The following is an 18,904-nucleotide window of genomic DNA, read 5'->3' on the forward strand; positions in this document are numbered from 1 at the left end:
GGCGCGGAGGAAAGGGAATACGATGCGGCTGGTGGCCAGCGACCTCGACGGCACAATCATCGGGCCGGACAACCGGATCAGCGACCGCACGGTCGCAGCCTTCCGCCGCGCGGCCGCCGCGGGAGTGCACATCGTCTTCGTCACCGGCCGGCCGCCGCGCTGGCTGGGCCCGCTGCGCCGGCAGATCGGCCACGAAGGAACGGTCATCTGCTCCAACGGAGCGGTGACCTACGACCTGCGCAACGAAACCGTCCTGGACGCCCGGGCGGTGCCGCTGCCGGACGTCTTCGCCGCGGCGGACATCATCCGCGGCCTGTATCCCGCGGCGCGGTTCGCCGCCGAGAGCCTGCAGGGCTTCCATCTGGAGCCGGGCTTCCTGGAGCACGCCACCGCCGAACGGCTGGGCGGGATCCAGCCGGCGCCGCTGGCCGAAACCCTCGGCCGGGACACCCCCGTGGTCAAGTTCCTCACCAAGGTGGACGGGGTGTCCCCCGATGAGCTGCTGGCGCAGGTCCGCCCCGCCGTCGCGGGCCTGGTGTCCGCCACCCACTCCGCCCCGGGCATGCCGCTGCTGGAAATGGCCGCTCCCGGCCTGGACAAAGCCGTCACCCTCGCCGAGTACGCCAAGGAGCTGGAAATCGACCGGGCGGACGTCGTCGCGTTCGGGGACATGCCCAACGACATTGAAATGCTCAGCTGGGCCGGCCGCGGCTACGCCATGGCCTCCGGGCACCCCGACGCCCTCGCGGCCGCCGACCGCAGCGCACCCGCCTTCGCCGAGGACGGCGTCGCGCAGGTCCTCGAACGGCTGCTGGACCGGGCGCAGGCCTAAGGGGCGCCGGGCCCCTGCACCGCAGGACGCCGGCGGCGCAGGAACAGCTGATGGGCGGTGACGATCACCGCCACCCACGCGGCGCCCAGGGTCCACGCCACCAGCACGTCGGTCAGCCAGTGGTGGCCCAGGTACACCCGGGACAACCCCATGCCCACCACGAACAGCGCCGCCCCGGCCACCGCGACGATCCGCACCGCCCGGGACCGGGAGTACAGCAGCACCAGATAGGCGAAGACCCCGGCCAGCACCATCGAGTTCAGCGCATGGCCGCTGGGAAACGATGCCGAGACCTCGTACGGCGGCACGGCGAGCATCCGGTCGGGCCGGGGGCGGCCCACCAGCGCCTTGCCGGTGACGGTCATCAGCAGCGACCCCGCCGCGGACACCGACAGCAGCAGCAGCGGCGTCCAGCTCCGGAACCGCCACACCATGAGAACCGCCGCGGCGCCGGCCAGCAGCGGCATGCCCACGGCGCCGCCGAGGTTCGTGAAGCCGGTGACCGCAGCGTCCAGCCCGGGGGAGCGCAGGCCCAGCGCGGCGTCGAGCACCGGCCGGTCCAGCACCGCCACGCCGTCCTCCTCGGTCACCGCGTCATACAGCTCCGCCGACGCGGCCGTCAGCGCCAGCGCCGGAACCAGGCCCAGGGCGAGGATGAGCAGCAGCCCGGCATGGGCACGCAGCCACGCCGCGAAGGAAGCCGACAGGGAACGCAGGGACGCGGGAACCGGAGCCATCCCACCAGTATGCCCGCCCGGTTTGGCTACAGTACGAAGGTGATCACGGTACCCCCATACCTTCGCAACCCGATCCGCGGCTCCGGCTCCGACACGGAACGGCAGGCCCCCATCGGCCTGTCCCACCGCGGCTTCTCCCGCAGCGGAGCCGAAAACACGCTGCCCGCGTTCCAGGCCGCCGTCGACCTGGGCTTCGGCTGGTTGGAAACGGATGTGCGCGCCACCGCCGACGGCGTGCTGCTGGCCTTCCACGACGCCGACCTGGACCGGGTCAGCGGCAGCTCCGGGCCGGTGGGGGCCCGCACGATGCACGAGCTGGCGGACGTGAGGGTGGGCGGGCAGCCCGTGCCCACCCTGGAGCAGCTGCTGGCGGCGTGGCCGGAGATCCGGCTGAACGTGGACGTGAAGGACGCCGCCGGCGTCGCACCGCTGGCCGACCTGATCCGCAGGCACGGTGCCGGGGACCGGGTGCTGGTCGCGTCCTTTTCGGACCGCCGGCGCCTGGCCGTGCTGCGCCGGCTGCGCCGCAGCGGCGCCGGCCCGGTCGCCAGCTCCGCCGGTTCCGTGTTCACCGCCCTCGCCGTGCTGCTCGCGCCCCTCGGCGGGGTGGGGCTGCTCGCCCGGCTCGGCCGCTTCCAGTGCCTGCAGGTGCCGCGCCGCTACGGCGTCCTGCCCGTGGTGACCCCTGCCCTGATCCGGGGCTGCCACCGGGCCGGGGTCCAGGTGCACGTGTGGACGATCAACGAGCGCGCGCAGATGGAGGAGCTGCTCGACGCCGGGGTGGACGGGATCGTCTCAGACCGGGCCGACCTGCTGGCCGAAGTGCTTGCCGCCCGCGGGTGCTGGCCGCAGGGCTGAGGCCGTCACTCCGGTGTCCGGGCCGGCTGGCACAATGGGGCCCATGCGCGTTCTGATTGCACCGGACAAATTCAAGGGCACCCTCTCCGCCGAGGAAGCCGCCGCAGCCATGGCGGAGGGCGTGCTGGCGGTCTACCCGGAGGCGCAGGTCACCGCCGTACCCGTGGCCGACGGCGGCGAAGGCACCCTCGAGGCGGCCCTGGCCGCCGGCGGGGTGCCGCACACGGCGCGGGTCCGCGGCCCCCTGGATACGGAGGTCACGGCGGTGTGGGCGCTGCGCGGCGACGGAACCGCGGTGATCGAGACCGCCCGGGCCAGCGGGCTGATGCTGGTGGAACCGACCGTGCAGACCGCGCTCGCTGCCACCAGCTACGGCTCCGGTGAACTGATCCGCGCCGCCCTTGACGCCGGCGCCCGTGAAATCGTACTCGGCATCGGCGGCAGCGCCATGACCGACGGCGGCTCCGGCGCGCTGCGCGCCCTGGGGCTGCGCATCCTCGACGCCGACGGCGCGCCCGTGCCCGACGGCGGGGCCGGCCTCGCGCTGGCCGCCGCCGTCGACGCCGCGGACCTGGATCCGCGGCTGGCGCAGGTCCGGCTGCGCATCGCGGCCGACGTCACTAACCCGCTGCTCGGGGCCGACGGAACCGCCCATGTCTTTGCCGCCCAGAAGGGTGCCGACGCCGCTGCCCGGGACCTGCTCGACGACGCGCTGGGCAACTGGGCGCGGCTGCTGCTCGAAGCGACCGGGCACGACGTGGACGTGCCGGGAGCCGGCGCGGCCGGCGGCTTCCCGTCCGGTTTCCTCGCCTTCACCGACGCCACCCTGGAACCGGGCTTTGAACTGATCTCCGGGCTGACCGGACTGGCCGACGCGCTGGAGTCGGCCGACCTGGTGCTCACGGGCGAAGGCTCCCTGGACCAACAGTCCACCTACGGCAAGGCCCCGCTTGAGGTGGCGCGGCGGGCGGCGGCGCGGGGACTGCCCGTGGTGGCCGTCGCCGGGCAAATCACGCTGACCCCGCAGCAGCTGCAGGAATACGGCATCGTCGCGGCCGTGAGCCTGCTGGACCTGGTCCGGGAACCGGCCGAGGCCATGACGCAGGCCGCTCGCTGGCTCACCTGGGGAACCCGGCAGGCGCTCGAAGGAGCGTAGCGGGAGGGCGCCGGGCCTATTCCATGGTCACGCCGCTGAGCTGGGCCACGACGGCCGGATCCCGGTGGTCGAGGAACAGCGAGTGCCCCTGGTCAAGGTCGGCGATGGCGGCCATTTCCTGCGGGCTGAGGTCGAAGTCGAAGACCTGGAAGTTCTGTTCCATGCGGTCCCGGCGCACCGATTTGGGGATCACCACAATCTCCCGCTGAATCAGCCAGCGCAGCACGACTTGGGGGATGCTCCTGCCGTGCGCCTCGGCCACCGCACCCAGCGTCGGGTCGGAGAACAGATTGTTCTTTCCCTCGGCGAACGGGGCCCAGGACTCCTGCCGCACGCCCTGGCTGACCATCAGCTGGTTCTCCACCGCCCGCTGGTAGAACGGATGGGTTTCGATCTGGTTCACCGCCGGCACGACGCTGTTGTGGAAGATCAGATCCATCAGCCGGTCCGGGCCGAAGTTGGACACGCCGATGGCCCGGGCGGCTCCCTCGGCGTTGATCTGCTCCATGGCCCGCCACTCCCCGTAGACGTCGCCGAACGGCTGATGGATCAGGTACAGGTCCACGTAGTCCATATCCAGGTTCTGCAGGGAGGTCTCGAACGCCTGCCTCGTGGTGGCCCCGTTGTCCTGGATCCAGAGCTTGGTGGTGATGAACAGCTCTCCGCGGGGAATGCCGCTGGCCCGCACCGCCCGGCCCACGGCGTCCTCGTTGCGGTAGGCCGCGGCCGTGTCCAGGGAACGGTAGCCGACCTCAAGGGCATGCGTCACCGCCTCCTCGGTCGCCTCCGGCGGAACCTGGTACACGCCAAAGCCGAGGATCGGCATTTCGACGCCGTTGTTCAGGGTGACGGTCTGCATCGGATGTCCTTTCGGTGGTCCCCGCCGACGGTACTCCCGCTTGCCTGACGGCGGCAGGGGCGGCGCTTCTTTCCGTTCCGGCGCCTCCGGATCAGGGTGCCGTCAGGCCCAGCCGCCCGCCCAGCCAGTCCAGGTTGTCGACAACCCCGGCCCGCCACACCTGCCATGAATGCCCGCCCGGCCGCTCCTGCAGCTGCATGTGGGCTCCCGCGGCCCGCGCGGCGTCGTACACCCGGCGCCCCGCCGGGGCATAGAAGCCGTCCGCGGAGCCGATGACGACGATTCCGGCGCTGCCGGCCAGGTCCCTGCTCCGGAGCAGCTCCAGGGGCTCCTGCCGGGACAGGGCCGCCGCATCGCCGTCGAAGTAGTCCTCGATCAGCTCCTGCCGCCGCCCGGACGGCACCGCGGGCCCGGCAGCTCCGGCCACGTCGATGAAGGTGGGATAGGCCTGGGGAAACGTCACTGCCAGCTGCAGCGCGCAGGTGCCGCCGTAGGAATAGCCGGCCACCGCCCACTGTCGGCCTCCGGCCAGTCCGGAGGCCAGATTCTCCCGCACCCAGCGCGGCAGATCGACGGCAAGGTAGGTTGCCGCTCCGCCGATGTCGGAGTCCAGGCAGAGCGGCCACCGACCGGTCCCTGCGCCCGAGAGGTCAGGCACCACGACCACCGGGGCCAGCCCCCGGTGCCGGGCCGCGAACTCGTCCAGGGCCTCGGCGATCCGGCCGCTGACGAACCAGTCCGACGGTCCGCCCGGCTGGCCGTGCAGCAGGACCAGGACCGGCAGGTCGACCGCCGGCGGGCTGGCCAGATAGGCCGGCGGCAGCCAGATCCAGGCGGGATCGGAACGGTAGCCGGAACCTGACTCTCCTATGGCCGCTGCGAAGACCCTTCCCCGGGCCGGCATGTCCGCAGGCGGCTGCCACGTGGCCTCGGTGGTCGGCGGCCCGGGCGCGGCCGGCGGGGCCCGGCGCGGCAGCTCCTGCGTCTCCGGGCGGGGAGGATCCATCAGCGAACCCACGGTGGGGTACTGCCCGTAGGCGGAGTTGGCGCCGGACATGACGGCGAGCAGCACCACGGCGGCCGCGGGGGCCGCCGCCGCCCGTCCGGCCCGTCCCGAAACCGTCCGGAGCAGGGGACCCACCAGCAGCACCGCCCATATGCCCGCGAAGGCATATACATACAGCCAGCGTGGAAAGGAGGCGTTCCACCAGAAGAGCAGGTGTTCAGCGAGCAGGAGGAGCAGCCCGGTCAGGGCGAGGGCGGCGAGGGCGGTGAACGCCGCTGCACGAGGGCTCCGGCGGGCCACGGTGTACGCCAGCCAGGCCAGTGCCAGGGTGCCGAGGAGGACCACGGCAACGGGCACGGGCCCGGAGGCCAACGGCAGGCCGGTCACCGGGAGCTGCCGATGATCCTGCGGGCCATGGTGAGGCCCTGTCCCACGGAGACGTGCGGCAGGTAGGCCCGGGCCAGCGCGTTGGCGATGGCGGGCAGCGCGGCGGGATCCGGATAGCTCATGTACAGGGGCTCGTAGCGTGGCTGGAACTTCGCCTTGAACGCCAGCAGGGACCGGAAACCGTAGACCGGCTCCAGCGTGGAGCCCAGCCGGTCCAGCACGCGGTCCAGCACCGCCGGGGAACCGGACTGCTGGCCGGCCGGGGCTTCGGCCCGGGCGAGCGGGGCGCCGGAGAGGCTGAGGACCCCGACGCCCTCCGCTTTCAGGGACAGGGCCGCCGAGGCGATCAGGAAATCCATCACCCCGGGAAATCCGCTGTCCCGGCGGCGCATGAAATCGAGGGTCCAGCCGCGGACCTCCCCATCGCGGTAGACGGGCAGCCAGGACGTTACGCCGTGCACCGTGCGGTCCTCATCAACCGCGAGCAGCACCCTGACCTCGGGGTCGTCCACCTCGTCCAGGCCGCCGAGGGTAAACCCCATCTCCGGCATTCCCTTATCCGCCACCCACTCCTCCGAGATGGCCCGCAGCTGGTCCAGCACGGCGGGCGGGGCCTGCCGATACGTCGTCCATTCGGGGTGAATGCCCAGTTTCCGGGCCTTGTTGAGGGCGGTGCGGACATCCTGGAACTTCCTGCCCCGGAACTCCAGGTGCTCCAGGTCCAGGATCGTTTCCTCGGCAACCTCCAGGCTGAAGCAGCCGTCCGCGGCGGCGATGGCCCGCACCTTCGTGCCCACGGAGTAGAAGCAGGGCTGCAGGCCGTTCTCCATGCACCAGGCAGCGAACTGCCGTACCGTTCCCGCCAGTTCGTCCGCCGGCCCGACCGGTTCCCCCACGGTCAGGGCCACTCCGAAGTCCAGCCGATAGGCGACATAGGACCGGCCGCCGTCGGAAAACCAGTATCGGTTTCCCGGCCACAGGGTCATCCATGCCAGGGTGCTTCCGCCATGGGTTTTCAGCAGGGTGCGGGCGCGCCGCCGGTCCTGCTCCTTTTCGCCGCCGGGCGGGCGGAGAAAGGTGAGCAGGAGCAGGACGCAGACGATCAGCCAGAAGAGCAGCCCGACCCCCTCGTAGAGGATGGCGGCGGGAAGCGTCAGCGGCAGCAGGACGTTGGCGCTGCTCAGTTCCACCAGCGGAATGAAGCAGGCGGGCAGATCCGCCAGCAGCCTGGCGGGGGTGGCCTCGGGTGTGAATCCCGTGCGGAAGAGCAGCCCGCCGCCCAGGTACAGGGCCGCCAGGATGACGGCGGAGGCGGCAACGGCCAGGCTGAACCGGCGGTAGGTGCCCGGCGGCGCGGCCACCGTGAACAGGCGCCCGGTCAGCGTCAGCAGCACCAGGACGGCCAGCGGCACCAGCATCGGGAGCACCGCGGCGAGCGGGTTGGCGGAGCCGATGCCGAACGGGTCCTGGTTGGGGGCGGGAGCCGCGAGGTAGCCGGCCAGCCGGACGGCTGCTGCGGCCGTCATGGCGGCCTGCAGCACCAGCGTCGCCGTCCAGGCGAATCGGCGCCCCCGGCGGAGCCCGTCGCAGAGCACCAGCAGCAGGATCTGCGGCAGCACGACCAGGAAGAAACCCGCCGGTCCGGCCCGCAGCTCGAATCGCGCGGCACTGCATTCGGTCTGCCGGCCGGGATCTGCGCACAGCTGCTCCAGTGCCTGCGGGTTGAGGGCCTGGATGTCGGTGTAAAGGTAGCGGAGCACCGCGAGCGGTCCTGCGGCCTCCGCGCTGAGTGCGGCCAGGACCGGCCCTGCCGCCGAGGCCGCCACGGCGATGGCCACGAGCACCCGGGCCTCCCTTCGGGAGGAGATGAGCCGGGCGGCCGGGCGTGGACGGCGGCCAAACAGCAGGGGGCCGACGGCGGCTCCGCTGAGCGCCGCGGCCAGGACGACGATGCTCTGAAAGGAACCGGAGTAGAGGACCAGCAGCATCAGCAGTGTGAACAGGAAGAGCCGCAGCCGGCGCCGCCACAGGGTACCGAGGCCAGCCGAACCGGCGGCGGCGACCCCGCAGAGCAGCGCCGTCGGCCCCACGAAGGACTCGAGCGCCAGCTCCCGGCCCCAGTCGGGGAAGAGCGCGCCCGCCAACAAGGCGAAACCGATGCCGGCCAGGACGCCGGCCAGGTGGGTGAGGGCCGCGGCGCCCAGCAGCCGCCGGGATCCCAGCAGCCGTTCGGCCGGGAGGCCGACGCCCAGGGCCAGCAGGGTGCCGGCCAGATAGCCGGCCGTGCTGCTGGCCCAGAGCCCGGAGAGCAGCACGGCGGGCCAATGCTGCGGCAGGGACTGCGGCGTGACGCTGACCCACTGCAGCAGCGGTGATTCGGGACCGGCGGCCAGCGAGGAGGTCGCCAGCGCGAGCGTCCAGAGCAGCACCACGAACGTGAGCGTGACGGGGGCGGTGCGCAGCAGGTCCGCGGCCCGCTTTCCCAGACGCTGCCGGCGGTGCCCTGCGGCTCCCGCCGCTGGGGCCGAGACCGTTGCCATGCGGCCACCTCCAGTGACGTGGCGGCGCGGAGCTCCGGACTCCGCACGGTGCCAGCCAGTCTAGGCGCGGCGGAGGGCTCAGCCCAGCTTGCTCGGCCTGGCGCCGGTGTCCTCCTGCGGATCTTCGGGGTCGGTGCCGCGCCAGCGGGCGATGGCCGCCATGCCGTGGTAGATGATCAGCGTCGCGGCGGTGCCCAGGGCGATGCCCTCGAACTGCAGCCCGCCCACGGTCCACGTGAAGTTGGCGATGCCGATGATCAGGGCCACGCCCGCCACGGACAGGTTGATCGGATTGGAGAAGTTCACCCGGTTGTCCACCCAGATGCGCACGCCGAGGATGCCGATCATGCCGTAGAGCACGACGGCGGCGCCGCCCAGCACGCCGCCGGGCACGGTGGCGATCAGCGCACCGAACTTGGGAAACAGGCTGAGCAGGATGGCGATGATGCCGGCTACCCAGTACGCGGCCGTGGAGTACACGCGCGAGGCGGCCATGACGCCGATGTTTTCCGCATAGGTGGTGGTGGCCGAGCCGCCGCCGGCTCCGGCGAGCACGGTGGCCACGCCGTCGGCCATCAGCGCCCGCCCGGCGTAGGGATCCAGGTCCCGGTTGGTCATGGTGGCCACGGACTTCACGTGGCCGATGTTCTCGGCGACCAGGACGAACACCACGGGTACGAACAGTCCGATGACGGACCAGTGGAAGGTCGGCGTCTGGAACTCCGGCAACCCGAACCAGGCGGCCTCGGAGATGGCGGAGAAGTCCACTTCGCCCTGCACCACGGCGGCTGCATAGCCGGCCAGCACCCCGACCAGGATGGACAGCCGCCCCAGGATGCCGCGGAACAGGACCGTGCACAGCAGCACGACGACCACGGTGATCAGGCCGGTGAGCGGACCCTTTTCAAAGTTGTCCCTGGCCGAGGGTGCGAGGTTGAGCCCGATCAGGGCCACGATGGTGCCGGTCACCACCGGCGGCATCAGCACCTGGATCCACCGGGCTCCGGCCTTTTGGACGGCCAGGCCGACCAGGAAGAGGGCGGCGCCGGCCATGATGATGCCGCCGAGGGCCCCGGCCATGCCGTAGCTGCCCTGGGCGGCGGCGATCGGGGCGATGAACGCGAAGCTGGAGCCCAGATAGCTGGGCACCTTCCCGGCGGTGATGATCAGGAACAGCAGCGTGCCGATGCCGGAGAACAGCAGCGTCGTGGCGGGCGGGAACCCGGTGAGCAGGGGCACCAGGAAGGTGGCGCCGAACATGGCGACCACGTGCTGGGCGCCGATGCTGAAGGTGAGCGGCCAGCTGAGGCGCTCCTCGGGGGCGACGATCTCGCCCGGCTTCACCGTCCGGCCGTCGCCGTGAACCTGCCAAGCCGTGCCGATTCTGCTCAAGGGAGTGCCTTCCGGGAAGGGTGGGGAATGATCAACGCCGACCGGACGGCCGCGCCCGGGATGCTACGTTGCATACCGTCAGCAGTTTAAGCCTTTTGTCGGGCCCGGCCGCCTGTTTTACGGCCCGCCCGGAGAGCAGGAGCAGGATGAGCATCTCCGCCGCAGGACGCACCGTCCTCATCACCGGCGCCGCCATGGGCATGGGTCGCCTGTACGCCGAACGGGCCGTGCGGGAGGGGGCCGCCGCCGTCGTCCTCTGGGACCGCGACGAAAAGGCGCTCCAGGAGGCCGCGGAGCAGCTGCGTGCCCTGGGCAGCGCCGCCGTCCACCCCTACGCGGTGGACGTGGCCGACCGGGAGGAAGCGGCCGCCGCCGCGGCCCGGGTCCTTGCGGAGGCCGGCGCGCCGGACATCCTGATCAACAACGCCGGGATCGTGCGCGGAAAGTATTTCTGGGAGCACGCCCCCGAGGCGGACATCGAGGCGACCATGAAGGTCAACATCCTGGCGCCCATGCACATCACCCGGGCCTTCCTGCCGCATATGATCGACCGGCGCACGCCGGCGCGCATCCTCAACGTCGCCAGCGCCTCCGGCACCCTGTCGGTGCCCAAGATGAGCGTCTACACCGCCTCCAAATGGGCCATGATCGGCTGGAGCGACTCCCTGAGGCTGGAACTGGCCGAAGCCGGGCACGGCCACATCCAGGTCACCACCCTGATTCCCAGCTACATCAAGACCGGCATGTTCGAAGGTGCCCGCGGGCCGCTGCTCACCCCGCTGATGGAGCCGCAGTACGTAGTGGACAAGGCCTGGGCCGCCATGCTGGCCGGGAAGGCCCGCGTCCAGCTGCCCTGGACGGTCTTCCTCTCCGGTGCCCTGCGCGGACTGCTGCCGCAGCCGGCCTGGGACATCGTGGCCGGAAAGGTCTTCAAGGTCTACCAGTCGATGGACCACTTCACCGGCCGGCCCGCCACGGCGGGCACCGCCGATACCCGCGGCACCGCCGATTCCCGCGGGGCGGCCAGGTGAACCCCGGCGTCCAGGCCTCCGTGCCGGAGGCCGTCGCCGCCGTTCGGGCCGCGTACGACGACGGGCGCACCCGCCCGCTGGACTGGCGCCGGCGCCAGCTGCAGGGCCTGGTCCGGATGGTCACCGAGCGGGAGGAGGACTTCAATGCCGCGCTGAAGCAGGACCTCGGCAAGAATCCCCTGGAGGGCTACCTCACCGAGCTGTCCATCACCCGGTCCGAGGCGGAGCACGCCCTGAAGAACCTCGCCGCCTGGGCCCGCCCCCGACGGGTTCCGGTGCCGGTGGGGCTGCAGCCGGCCGCCGCGAAGACCGAGCCGCAGCCGCTGGGCGTGGCCCTGATCATCGGGCCGTGGAACTATCCGGTGCAGCTGATCCTCGCGCCGCTGGTCGGGGCGCTCGCCGCCGGCAACGCGGCGGTGCTCAAGCCGAGCGAAATGGCCCCGTCCTCCTCCGCCGCGCTCGCGCGTCTGGTGCCCCAGTACCTGGATCCGGACGCCGTCGCCGTCGTCGAAGGGGGCGCGGACACCAGCAGCGCCCTGCTGAAGGAGCGCTTCGACACGATTTTCTTCACCGGCGGCGAGCGGGTGGGCCGGATCGTGCTGCAGGCCGCGGCCGAGCACCTGACCCCGGTGACCCTGGAGCTGGGCGGCAAGTCGCCCGCCGTCGTGCTGGACGGACAGATGCCGGCGGTCGCCCGGCGGCTGATGTACGGAAAGCTGCTGAACGCCGGGCAGACCTGCGTGGCCCCGGACTACGTGCTGGTCAGCGAGGACTCCGCTCCCGAGCTGGAGAAGCAGCTGGCGAACGCCGCCCGCAGCCTGTTCGGTGCCGACGCCTCGCGCAGCCCGGACTACGGACGGATCGTCAACGAGGACCACTTTGACCGGCTGGTGGGCCTGATCGAGGGCGGCACGGTGCTCGCCGGCGGCCGGCACGACCGTGCCGAGCGGTATATCGAGCCGACCGTGCTCACCGGCGTCGACCCGTCGGCGCCGGTCATGCAGGAGGAGATCTTCGGTCCGATCCTGCCCGTGCTGCGGGTGGCGGACCTCGACGAGGCGATGGCGTTCATCAACGCCCGGCCCACCCCGCTGTCCGCGTATCTGTACAGCAACTCGGCCGCCGCCCGCGCCCGGTTCGAGCAGGGGGTGCGTGCCGGCAGCATCAGCCACAACGCCAGCACCGTGCACCTGGCCGTCCCCGAGCTGCCCTTCGGCGGCGTCGGAGCCAGCGGCACCGGCGCCTACCACGGCCGCCGTTCCTTCGAGACCTTCAGCCAGCTGCGCCCCGTGTTCACCAAGAACACCCTGCTGGACACCCTGCGCGTGGCGTACCCGCCCTACACCGGGCTCAAGAAGCGGCTGCTGCGCCGCCTGCTCTGAGTCGGGCAGGACAGATCCAAACCGGACAGCGCCGGCCCGGGCCCCGAGGGGAGCCGGGCCGCCGCCCCGTCCGCGCCGGGGTCAGGAAATGACCGAGTCGACGATCGCCTTCGCCTCGGACTGCACGGCCTTGAGGTGTTCGATGCCCTTGAAGGACTCCGCATAGATCTTGTACACGTCTTCGGTGCCCGAGGGCCGGGCCGCAAACCACGCGTTCTCGGTGGTCACCTTGAGCCCGCCGATCGGGGCGCCGTTTCCGGGCGCCTCGGTCAGCCGGGCGGTGATCTCCTCCCCGGCCAGGGTGGTGGCGGTGACGTCGGACGGCGAAAGCTTGGCCAGGGCCGCCTTCTGCTCCCGGGTGGCCGCCGCATCGACCCGCTCGTACACCGGATCGCCGAAGCGGTCGGTCAGTTCCCGGTAGTGCTGCGAGGGGGTCCGGCCCGTCACCGCGGTGATCTCGGAGGCGAGCAGGGCCAGGAGGATGCCGTCCTTGTCGGTGCTCCACGGACGGGCGTCCTTGCGCAGGAAGGAGGCGCCGGCGGATTCCTCCCCGCCGAAGCCGACCTCGCCGGAGAGCAGCCCGGGCACGAACCACTTGAAGCCCACCGGCACCTCGAGCAGGGTCCGGCCCAGGTCGGCGGTGACCCGGTCGATGATCGAGGAGGACACCATCGTCTTGCCCACCATGGCGTCGGCGGACCAGCCCGGCCGGTTCGCATAGAGGTAGCGGATGGCGGCGGCCAGGTAGTGGTTGGGGTTCATCAGCCCGGCGTCGGGGGTGACGATGCCGTGCCGGTCGGCGTCGGCGTCGTTGCCGGTGGCGATGTCATAGCTGCCCGCGCGGGAGATCAGCGACGCCATCGCGTTGGCCGAGGAGGGGTCCATGCGGATCTTCCCGTCCCAGTCCAGGGTCATGAAGCCCCACTGCGGATCCACCTCGGGGTTGACCACATCCAGGTTCAGCCCGTACTTCTCGCCGATGGCCGCCCAGTAGTCCACCGACGCGCCGCCCAGCGGATCGGCGCCGATGTGCAGGCCGGAGGAGGCGACGGCGCCGAGGTCCAGGGCCGAGCCGAGGTCGTCCACGTAGGCGGCCAGGAAATCGTAGGTGCCCACCGAATCGGCCAGCCGGGCCTCGCCCAGCGGAACCCGCTTCACGCCGCGCAGGCCGTCCTCGAGCAGCTCGTTGGCGCGGCCGGCGATCCAGTTGGTGATGTCGGAGCCGGCCGGGCCGCCCGAGGGCGGGTTGTACTTGAACCCGCCGTCCGAGGGCGGGTTGTGCGAGGGCGTGATGATGATGCCGTCGGCCTGGTCGGTGCGGTCGGCATTGTGCATCAGGATCGCGTGGCTCAGGGCCGGCGTCGGCACGAACCGGTTGCGCGCGTCGATCAGCACCTCGACGCCGTTGCCGGCCAGGACCTCGAGGGCGGTGTTCTGCGCCGGCTCGGACAGGGCGTGGGTGTCCCGCCCCATGAACAGCGGGCCGGTGATGCCCGCACCCGCCCGGTATTCCACGATCGCCTGCGTGATGGCGGCAATGTGCCGCTCGTTGAAGGAACCGTTCAGGGAGGTGCCCCGGTGCCCCGACGTGCCGAACGCCACCCGCTGCGCCGGATCGGCGAGGTCGGGCGCGACGTCGTAATAGGCGTCCAGCAGGGCGCTGACATCGATGAGGTCTGAGGACTGGGCCGGGGTTCCTGCGCGATTAGACATGGTCCCAAGCATGCCAAAGAAAAGCGGCGGACGGCAGGTGGGCCGTTTCCGGCCCGCCTGCCGTCCGCCGGCGGCAACGACGCGCGCGGCTACTGCAGCAGCGTGCGGTCGTCCAGCCCGCCCTTGATCTTCTCGAACTCGTGCAGCAGGTCCGGCACGGTCATGCCGGCCTTCTGCGACGCGTCCAGGTCCAGGATGATCCGGCCCTCGTGCATCATGATCAGGCGGTTGCCCAGGTCCAGCGCCTGCTGCATGTTGTGCGTGACCATCAGGGTGGTGAGCCGGTGCCGGGCCACGATCTCGCCGGTCAGCCGGGAGACCAGCGCCGCGCGCTGCGGATCCAGGGCAGCGGTGTGCTCGTCCAGGAGCAGGATCTTCGGCTCGCTGAACGTGGCCATCAGCAGGGACAAAGCCTGCCGCTGGCCGCCGGAGAGCAGGCCCACCTTGGCCTTGAGCCGCTTTTCCAGGCCCAGCTCCAGGGAGGTGAGCTCCTCGCAGAAGATCTCCCGCTTCCTGGCCGACACCCCGAAGCCCAGCCCGCGGCGCTTGCCCCGCTCCCAGGCAATCGACATGTTCTGCTCAATGGTCATCTGCGGCGACGTGCCCGCCATCGGATCCTGGAAGACCCGGCCGATGAAGCGGGCCCGCTGGAAGTCCTGCAGCCGGGTGACGTCCTGGCCGTCGATCCGCACGCTGCCGGCGTCCGGACGAAGCTTGCCGGACACCATGTTCAGCAGCGTGGACTTGCCGGCGCCGTTGCTGCCGATCACGGTGATGAAGTCGCCGGCCGCCAGGTCCAGGGAGATCCCGTCCAGCGCCACCCGCTCGTTCACCGTGCCGGCGAAGAAGGTCTTCTTGATGTTCTCGATCTTCAGCATGTGCCTGCCCCTTCCTAGCTCGCCACGGTCACGTTGGATTTGCGCACCGAGCGCAGCGCCGGAAGCTTCCGGAACAGCTTCCACTGCGGCAGCACCAGGGCCAGGACCACGAGGATCGCGGAGATCAGCTTCATGTCGGAGGGATTGAAGCCCACCTGCAGGGCCAGCGCGATGACGATGCGGTAGATGATCGAGCCCAGGATCACCGCCAGCGTAGAGATGATGATGACCCGGCTGCCGAAGATCGCCTGTCCGATGATGACCGAGGCCAGGCCGACCAGGATCAGGCCGATGCCCATGCCGATGTCCGCGAAGCCCTGGTACTGGGCGATGAAGGCGCCGCAGAGGGCGACAAACCCGTTGGACAGGGCCAGGCCGAGGATCTTCATCGAATCGGTGCTGACACCGAAGCTGCGGATCATTTCCTCGTTGTCGCCCGTGGCCTGCATGGCCAGGCCGAGGTCGGTGTGCAGGAACCAGTCGAGGAAGAGCTTCACCAGCAGGGCGATCAGCGCGAAGATCGCGATCGACACCGCGCCGCCCAACCAGCCGTTCTCCCGCAGCGGGGTGATCAGGGTCTCCTCGCGCAGCAGGGGCAGGTTGGCCTTGCCCATGATGCGCAGGTTGATCGAGTACAGCGCGATCATGGTCAGGATGCCGGCCAGGAGGCCGTTGATCTTGCCCTTGGTGTGAAGCAGGCCGGTGATGCAGCCGGCTACGAGGCCGGCGCCGAAGGCCGCGGCCGTGGCTGCCAGGGGCGGAGCCCCGTTGATGATCATGATGGCCGCCACGGCCGCACCCGTCGTGAAGCTGCCGTCCACGGTCAGGTCCGGGAAATCCAGGATGCGGAAGGTGAGATAGACGCCCAGGGCCATCACCGCATAGATGAGCCCCAGTTCAACTGCTGTGATCATGGAAGATCCGTTTCCTTTGGTGCGTTCGGCAGGTAGCTGTTACTCGATGACCTTGTCGGCCTTGTCGAGCATCTCCTGCGACAGTTCGACGCCCAGGCGCTCGGCGGCGGACTTGTTGATGATCAGCTGGATCTCCTCCAGGGTCTCCACCGGCATCTCGGCCGGGTCGGCGCCGTCCTCGAGGACCTTCAGCGCCATGAGGCCGGTCTGGTAGCCCAGCGACTCGTAGTCCAGGCCGTAGGTGGCCACGCCGCCGTTCTCCACGGAGTCACCTTCGCCCACGACCACCGGAAGCTGCTTCGCCTCGGCGATCTGGATCACGGTCTGCAGGGCGGAGACGACGTTGTTGTCGGTCGGGATGTAGAGCGCATCGACGTCCAGGGACTCGGTGGCCTGCTGCACTTCGGCGGAGTTGCTGACCGTGGCCAGCTTGACCTCGAGGCCGAGCTCCGCGGCGGCCTCCTCGGCCAGCTCGACCTGGACCTCGGAGTTGACCTCGCCGGAGCTGTACACGATGCCGACGCTCTTCGCGTCCGGATCCAGTTCCTTGATCAGGCCCAGCTGCTCGGCAACCGGGTTCAGGTCGGAAGTGCCGGTGACGTTGGCTCCGGGTGCGTCCCAGGAGTTCACCAGGCCGGCGACCTCGGGCTCGGTGACGGCGGTGAACAGGACCGGGATATCGGGGATCGCCTGCGCGGCGGCCTGGGCGGCCGGCGTCGCGATGGCCAGGACCAGGTCCTTGCCGTCGGCGGCGAAGGTGGAAGCGATGGTGGTGGCGGTCGCCTGGTCGGCCTGGGCGTTCTGCACGTCCAGTTCGAGGTTCTCTCCCTCGGTGTAGCCGTTTTCCTCCAGGGCGCGCACGAAACCCTCGCGGGCGGCGTCGAGGGAGGGGTGCTCCACCAGCTGGGAGATCCCGATGCTGATGCTCTCCGGGCCGCCTTCGCTGCTGCCCTCGGCCGCCGTGTCGCCGCCGCAGGCGGTCGCCGTCAGCGCAACGCCCAGAAGCAGCGCCCCCAGTGCTCCAGTCCTCTTGTTCATGTGTGCCCTTTCAGCGCAGCCGTGCGCGCGGTGCTGCGGCGCACGGAAGACCCGTTGTGGTGGCCGGTGCATCCTGGCCGTGCGGAGCCGGCGGGACCACTTTGTCCTCGCCGCTTCCGGGAGCCTTCGGACCGGTCTACCGATAGTAGCTGTGAGCGCAGTCACATTGTCTAACAGGTCGGCGCATGAATGGACAATTCAACGGTCATCATCGGGCAGGCGGAACGATTCGTCGCACTGGAAGCATGGGGGCGGACGTGCTGTCCAATCCCGGCAACAGGTTCGGGACGTAATAAACCGGGGGAAACGCGAAGGGTGCGGCACCCCTGTCGGGGTACCGCACCCTGTGGCCGGGTGATCAGGCGGAGCGCTCCGGTGAGCCGGCCGCTCCGGCGCCGTCCTCCTCGGCGTTGGAGCCTTCGCTGATGCTGGCATGCACATCGGTCCGCTCGTCGGCGTGGCCCTGGTCCCCCGTGGGGGTGGGGCCGTTGTCCGCGCCGTCCCGGATGAGGTTTTCCGCCGCGTTGCCGATCGGGTTGTCCGTGCTGTCCTTGCCGCCCATGGGCTGCCTCCTCGCATCTGGTGGCGGGCCGGGAAGCCCGGCCCGGAGTGCGAAGAGTTTATCAGCAGGCTTATGGCCGGGGGACTACTGGATGCCCTTCATCTGCCGCCGGATGGCAGGGGAAGCGGCTGCCAGCGCGAGGCCGAGCACGATCGCGGTGATGCCGCTGAAGGCGAAGTAGCTGACCTCGTTCTCCACGCTGTAGAAGCCGGCCAGCCAACCGGCCAGGGTGGTGCCCAGCGAAACGCTGAGGAAGAACAGGGCCACCATCTGCGTGCGGAAGGCCTCGGGGGCCAGCTTGGTCGCCACCGACAGGCCGATCGGGGACAGGAACAGCTCCGCGAGCGTGAACAGCAGCAGGATGAACGCCAGGCCCAGCAGCGGGGTGCTGGCGGGGCCGCCGCCGGAGAAGGGGATGAAGGCCAGGAAGGCCACGCCCATCAGGGCCAGGCCCACGGCGAACTTCAGCGGGGAGGAGGGCTGGCGGGAGCCGAGCTTCTTCCACAGGGCGGCCAGGATGCCGGCGAAGATGATGATGAACACCGGATTGATGGACTGCACCCAGCTCGGGGGCATTTCCCAGCCGAAGATGGTGCGGTCCAGCTGCGTGTCGGCGTACAGGGCCACCACAGTGAACTGCTGCTGGAACAGGGCCCAGAAGGCGGCGCTGGCGATGAACAGCGGCATGAAGGAGTAGACCCGGCTCCGCTCCTCGGCGCCCACCTTGCGGCTGCGCAGGATCACCACGAAGTAGGCCACGGACGCGACGACGGCGGCGCCGGCCATCACGGGGGCAAGGTTCTCGGCGGTCACCAGGCCGGTGATGAAGGCCAGGGCGATGACGACGACGGCGGCCGCGCCGATGCCGGCCATCTTCGGGTATTGCCGGCGGGGAAGCGGATTGGCCACGGCGTGCGCGGATTCCGGCAGGCGGTGCCGGGTCACCGCGTACTGGACCAGGCCGATCGCCATGCCGGCGGCGGCCAGGCCGAAGCCGAAGTGGAAGCCCCAGGTGTCCCAGGCCAGGCCGGTCAGCAGCGGCCCGGCCAGGCCGCCGATGTTGATGCCCATGTAGAAGATGGAGAACCCGGCGTCGCGGCGGGTGTCGTGGGTGCTGTAGAGCGTGCCCACCAGCGAGGTGGCGTTGGCCTTGAGCCCGCCGGAGCCGAAGGCGACGAGCACCAGGCCCACGGCCAGCCCGGCGATGCCGGGGAGCACGGCCAGGGAAATGTGGCCGAGCATGATCAGGACCGCGGAGTAAAAGAGCACCTTCTCGCTGCCCAGCACCCGGTCGGCCAGCCAGCCGCCGAGGATGGTGGACAGGTAGACCGCGCCGCCGTACGCGCCCACGAGGCCGGTGGCGGTTGCCTGGTCGATGCCCAGGCCGCCGTCCGCGGCGGAGTAGTACATGTAGTACAGCAGGATGCCCTGCATGCCGTAGAAGGAGAACCGTTCCCACAGCTCGACGCTGAAGAGGTTGGCCAGCATGCGGGGGTGGCCAAGGAAGGTCTTGTTATCCGCCGTGGGGCGCGTTGGCGTTGCGGTCATCCGTCCATGGTCGCACCGGGATTATGTCCGCTTTCGGCCCCGCGGGCCGGTGAGGCCCGGCGTGGCGGGCC

The 18,904-nt window shown here is 70.6% G+C and carries 16 protein-coding genes; 5 read left to right on the forward strand and 11 right to left on the reverse strand.

Translation table 11 applies throughout. From position 1 onward, the window contains the following. Positions 1-22: 22 nt before the first annotated feature. On the forward strand, positions 23-832 hold the full coding sequence (locus tag AC5RUW_RS03345) for an HAD family hydrolase (protein WP_494159380.1): 810 nt from the start codon (positions 23-25) through the stop codon (positions 830-832). On the opposite strand, the gene AC5RUW_RS03350 is transcribed toward AC5RUW_RS03345, so the two are convergent. Next, entirely contained in the window at positions 829-1,569 is a 741-nt protein-coding gene (locus AC5RUW_RS03350; protein ID WP_494159381.1) for a phosphatase PAP2 family protein, read from the reverse strand. The genes AC5RUW_RS03345 and AC5RUW_RS03350 overlap by 4 nt on opposite strands. Positions 1,570-1,608: 39 nt before the next feature. Between AC5RUW_RS03350 and AC5RUW_RS03355 the strand changes: the two genes are divergently transcribed. Both AC5RUW_RS03355 and AC5RUW_RS03360 read left to right on the forward strand, forming a co-directional pair. Then, entirely contained in the window at positions 1,609-2,427 is an 819-nt protein-coding gene (locus tag AC5RUW_RS03355; RefSeq protein ID WP_494159382.1) for a glycerophosphodiester phosphodiesterase family protein, read from the forward strand. A gap of 43 nt (positions 2,428-2,470) precedes the next feature. Next, positions 2,471-3,583: a glycerate kinase gene (locus AC5RUW_RS03360; RefSeq protein ID WP_494159383.1), complete on the forward strand. Its 1,113-nt coding sequence runs from the start codon at positions 2,471-2,473 to the stop codon at positions 3,581-3,583. 16 nt (positions 3,584-3,599) lie between these two features. Here the strand turns inward: AC5RUW_RS03360 and AC5RUW_RS03365 are convergent, their stop codons facing one another. The 4 genes from AC5RUW_RS03365 to AC5RUW_RS03380 form a co-directional block, all read right to left on the reverse strand. Continuing rightward, positions 3,600-4,442: an aldo/keto reductase gene (locus tag AC5RUW_RS03365; protein ID WP_494159384.1), complete on the reverse strand. Its 843-nt coding sequence runs from the start codon at positions 4,440-4,442 to the stop codon at positions 3,600-3,602. A gap of 91 nt (positions 4,443-4,533) precedes the next feature. Continuing rightward, entirely contained in the window at positions 4,534-5,805 is a 1,272-nt protein-coding gene (locus tag AC5RUW_RS03370) for an alpha/beta hydrolase (RefSeq protein WP_494159385.1), read from the reverse strand. Positions 5,806-5,831: 26 nt separating this feature from the next. Next, positions 5,832-8,375, reverse strand: a complete 2,544-nt coding sequence (locus tag AC5RUW_RS03375) for a bifunctional lysylphosphatidylglycerol flippase/synthetase MprF (RefSeq protein WP_494159386.1) — start codon at positions 8,373-8,375, stop codon at positions 5,832-5,834. 78 nt (positions 8,376-8,453) lie between these two features. Then, positions 8,454-9,767, reverse strand: coding sequence for a uracil-xanthine permease family protein (locus AC5RUW_RS03380; protein WP_494159387.1), 1,314 nt, complete (start codon positions 9,765-9,767; stop codon positions 8,454-8,456). A gap of 146 nt (positions 9,768-9,913) precedes the next feature. Between AC5RUW_RS03380 and AC5RUW_RS03385 the strand changes: the two genes are divergently transcribed. Together AC5RUW_RS03385 and AC5RUW_RS03390 are read left to right on the forward strand one after the other, a co-directional pair. Then, positions 9,914-10,798 carry an SDR family NAD(P)-dependent oxidoreductase gene (locus AC5RUW_RS03385; RefSeq protein WP_494159388.1) on the forward strand — a complete coding sequence of 295 codons (885 nt, stop codon included), beginning with the start codon at positions 9,914-9,916 and terminating at the stop codon, positions 10,796-10,798. After that, complete coding sequence (locus AC5RUW_RS03390; RefSeq protein WP_494159389.1) at positions 10,795-12,180, forward strand: aldehyde dehydrogenase family protein; 1,386 nt, start codon at positions 10,795-10,797, stop codon at positions 12,178-12,180. Before AC5RUW_RS03385 ends, AC5RUW_RS03390 begins: the two co-directional genes overlap by 4 nt. An 81-nt stretch (positions 12,181-12,261) precedes the next feature. Here AC5RUW_RS03390 and pgm read toward each other — a convergent pair whose 3' ends face one another. The 6 genes from pgm to AC5RUW_RS03420 form a co-directional block, all read right to left on the reverse strand. Beyond that, positions 12,262-13,893, reverse strand: coding sequence for a phosphoglucomutase (alpha-D-glucose-1,6-bisphosphate-dependent) (gene pgm, locus AC5RUW_RS03395; RefSeq protein WP_494159390.1), 1,632 nt, complete (start codon positions 13,891-13,893; stop codon positions 12,262-12,264). Between the two features lie 89 nt (positions 13,894-13,982). Next, the gene (locus AC5RUW_RS03400; RefSeq protein ID WP_494006430.1) at positions 13,983-14,771 is read right to left on the reverse strand and encodes an ABC transporter ATP-binding protein; all 789 of its coding nucleotides are present in this window, start codon (positions 14,769-14,771) and stop codon (positions 13,983-13,985) included. Between the two features lie 14 nt (positions 14,772-14,785). Continuing rightward, positions 14,786-15,685, reverse strand: a complete 900-nt coding sequence (locus AC5RUW_RS03405) for an ABC transporter permease (RefSeq protein WP_494159391.1) — start codon at positions 15,683-15,685, stop codon at positions 14,786-14,788. Between the two features lie 39 nt (positions 15,686-15,724). Next, positions 15,725-16,723 (reverse strand): ABC transporter substrate-binding protein, encoded by a 999-nt coding sequence (locus AC5RUW_RS03410; RefSeq protein ID WP_494159392.1) that lies wholly within the window; start codon positions 16,721-16,723, stop codon positions 15,725-15,727. 358 nt (positions 16,724-17,081) lie between these two features. Beyond that, positions 17,082-17,285, reverse strand: a complete 204-nt coding sequence (locus tag AC5RUW_RS03415; protein ID WP_494159393.1) for a hypothetical protein — start codon at positions 17,283-17,285, stop codon at positions 17,082-17,084. Between the two features lie 84 nt (positions 17,286-17,369). After that, positions 17,370-18,833: a peptide MFS transporter gene (locus AC5RUW_RS03420; protein ID WP_494159394.1), complete on the reverse strand. Its 1,464-nt coding sequence runs from the start codon at positions 18,831-18,833 to the stop codon at positions 17,370-17,372. Positions 18,834-18,904: the final 71 nt, after the last annotated feature.

The sequence above is a fragment of the Arthrobacter sp. Y3222053 genome (assembly GCF_059092805.1).

Bases quoted from the DNA above. Each gene is read 5' to 3' on its own strand.
- AC5RUW_RS03345 (WP_494159380.1), top strand. From the start codon at position 23: ATGCGGCTGGTGGCCAGCGACCTCGACGGCACAATCATCGGGCCGGAC.
- AC5RUW_RS03350 (WP_494159381.1), bottom strand. From the start codon at position 1,569: ATGGCTCCGGTTCCCGCGTCCCTGCGTTCCCTGTCGGCTTCCTTCGCG.
- AC5RUW_RS03360 (WP_494159383.1), top strand. From the start codon at position 2,471: ATGCGCGTTCTGATTGCACCGGACAAATTCAAGGGCACCCTCTCCGCC.
- AC5RUW_RS03365 (WP_494159384.1), bottom strand. From the start codon at position 4,442: ATGCAGACCGTCACCCTGAACAACGGCGTCGAAATGCCGATCCTCGGC.
- AC5RUW_RS03375 (WP_494159386.1), bottom strand. From the start codon at position 8,375: ATGGCAACGGTCTCGGCCCCAGCGGCGGGAGCCGCAGGGCACCGCCGG.
- AC5RUW_RS03385 (WP_494159388.1), top strand. From the start codon at position 9,914: ATGAGCATCTCCGCCGCAGGACGCACCGTCCTCATCACCGGCGCCGCC.
- pgm (WP_494159390.1), bottom strand. From the start codon at position 13,893: ATGTCTAATCGCGCAGGAACCCCGGCCCAGTCCTCAGACCTCATCGAT.
- AC5RUW_RS03400 (WP_494006430.1), bottom strand. From the start codon at position 14,771: ATGCTGAAGATCGAGAACATCAAGAAGACCTTCTTCGCCGGCACGGTG.
- AC5RUW_RS03405 (WP_494159391.1), bottom strand. From the start codon at position 15,685: ATGATCACAGCAGTTGAACTGGGGCTCATCTATGCGGTGATGGCCCTG.
- AC5RUW_RS03410 (WP_494159392.1), bottom strand. From the start codon at position 16,723: ATGAACAAGAGGACTGGAGCACTGGGGGCGCTGCTTCTGGGCGTTGCG.
- AC5RUW_RS03415 (WP_494159393.1), bottom strand. From the start codon at position 17,285: ATGGGCGGCAAGGACAGCACGGACAACCCGATCGGCAACGCGGCGGAA.
- AC5RUW_RS03420 (WP_494159394.1), bottom strand. From the start codon at position 18,833: ATGACCGCAACGCCAACGCGCCCCACGGCGGATAACAAGACCTTCCTT.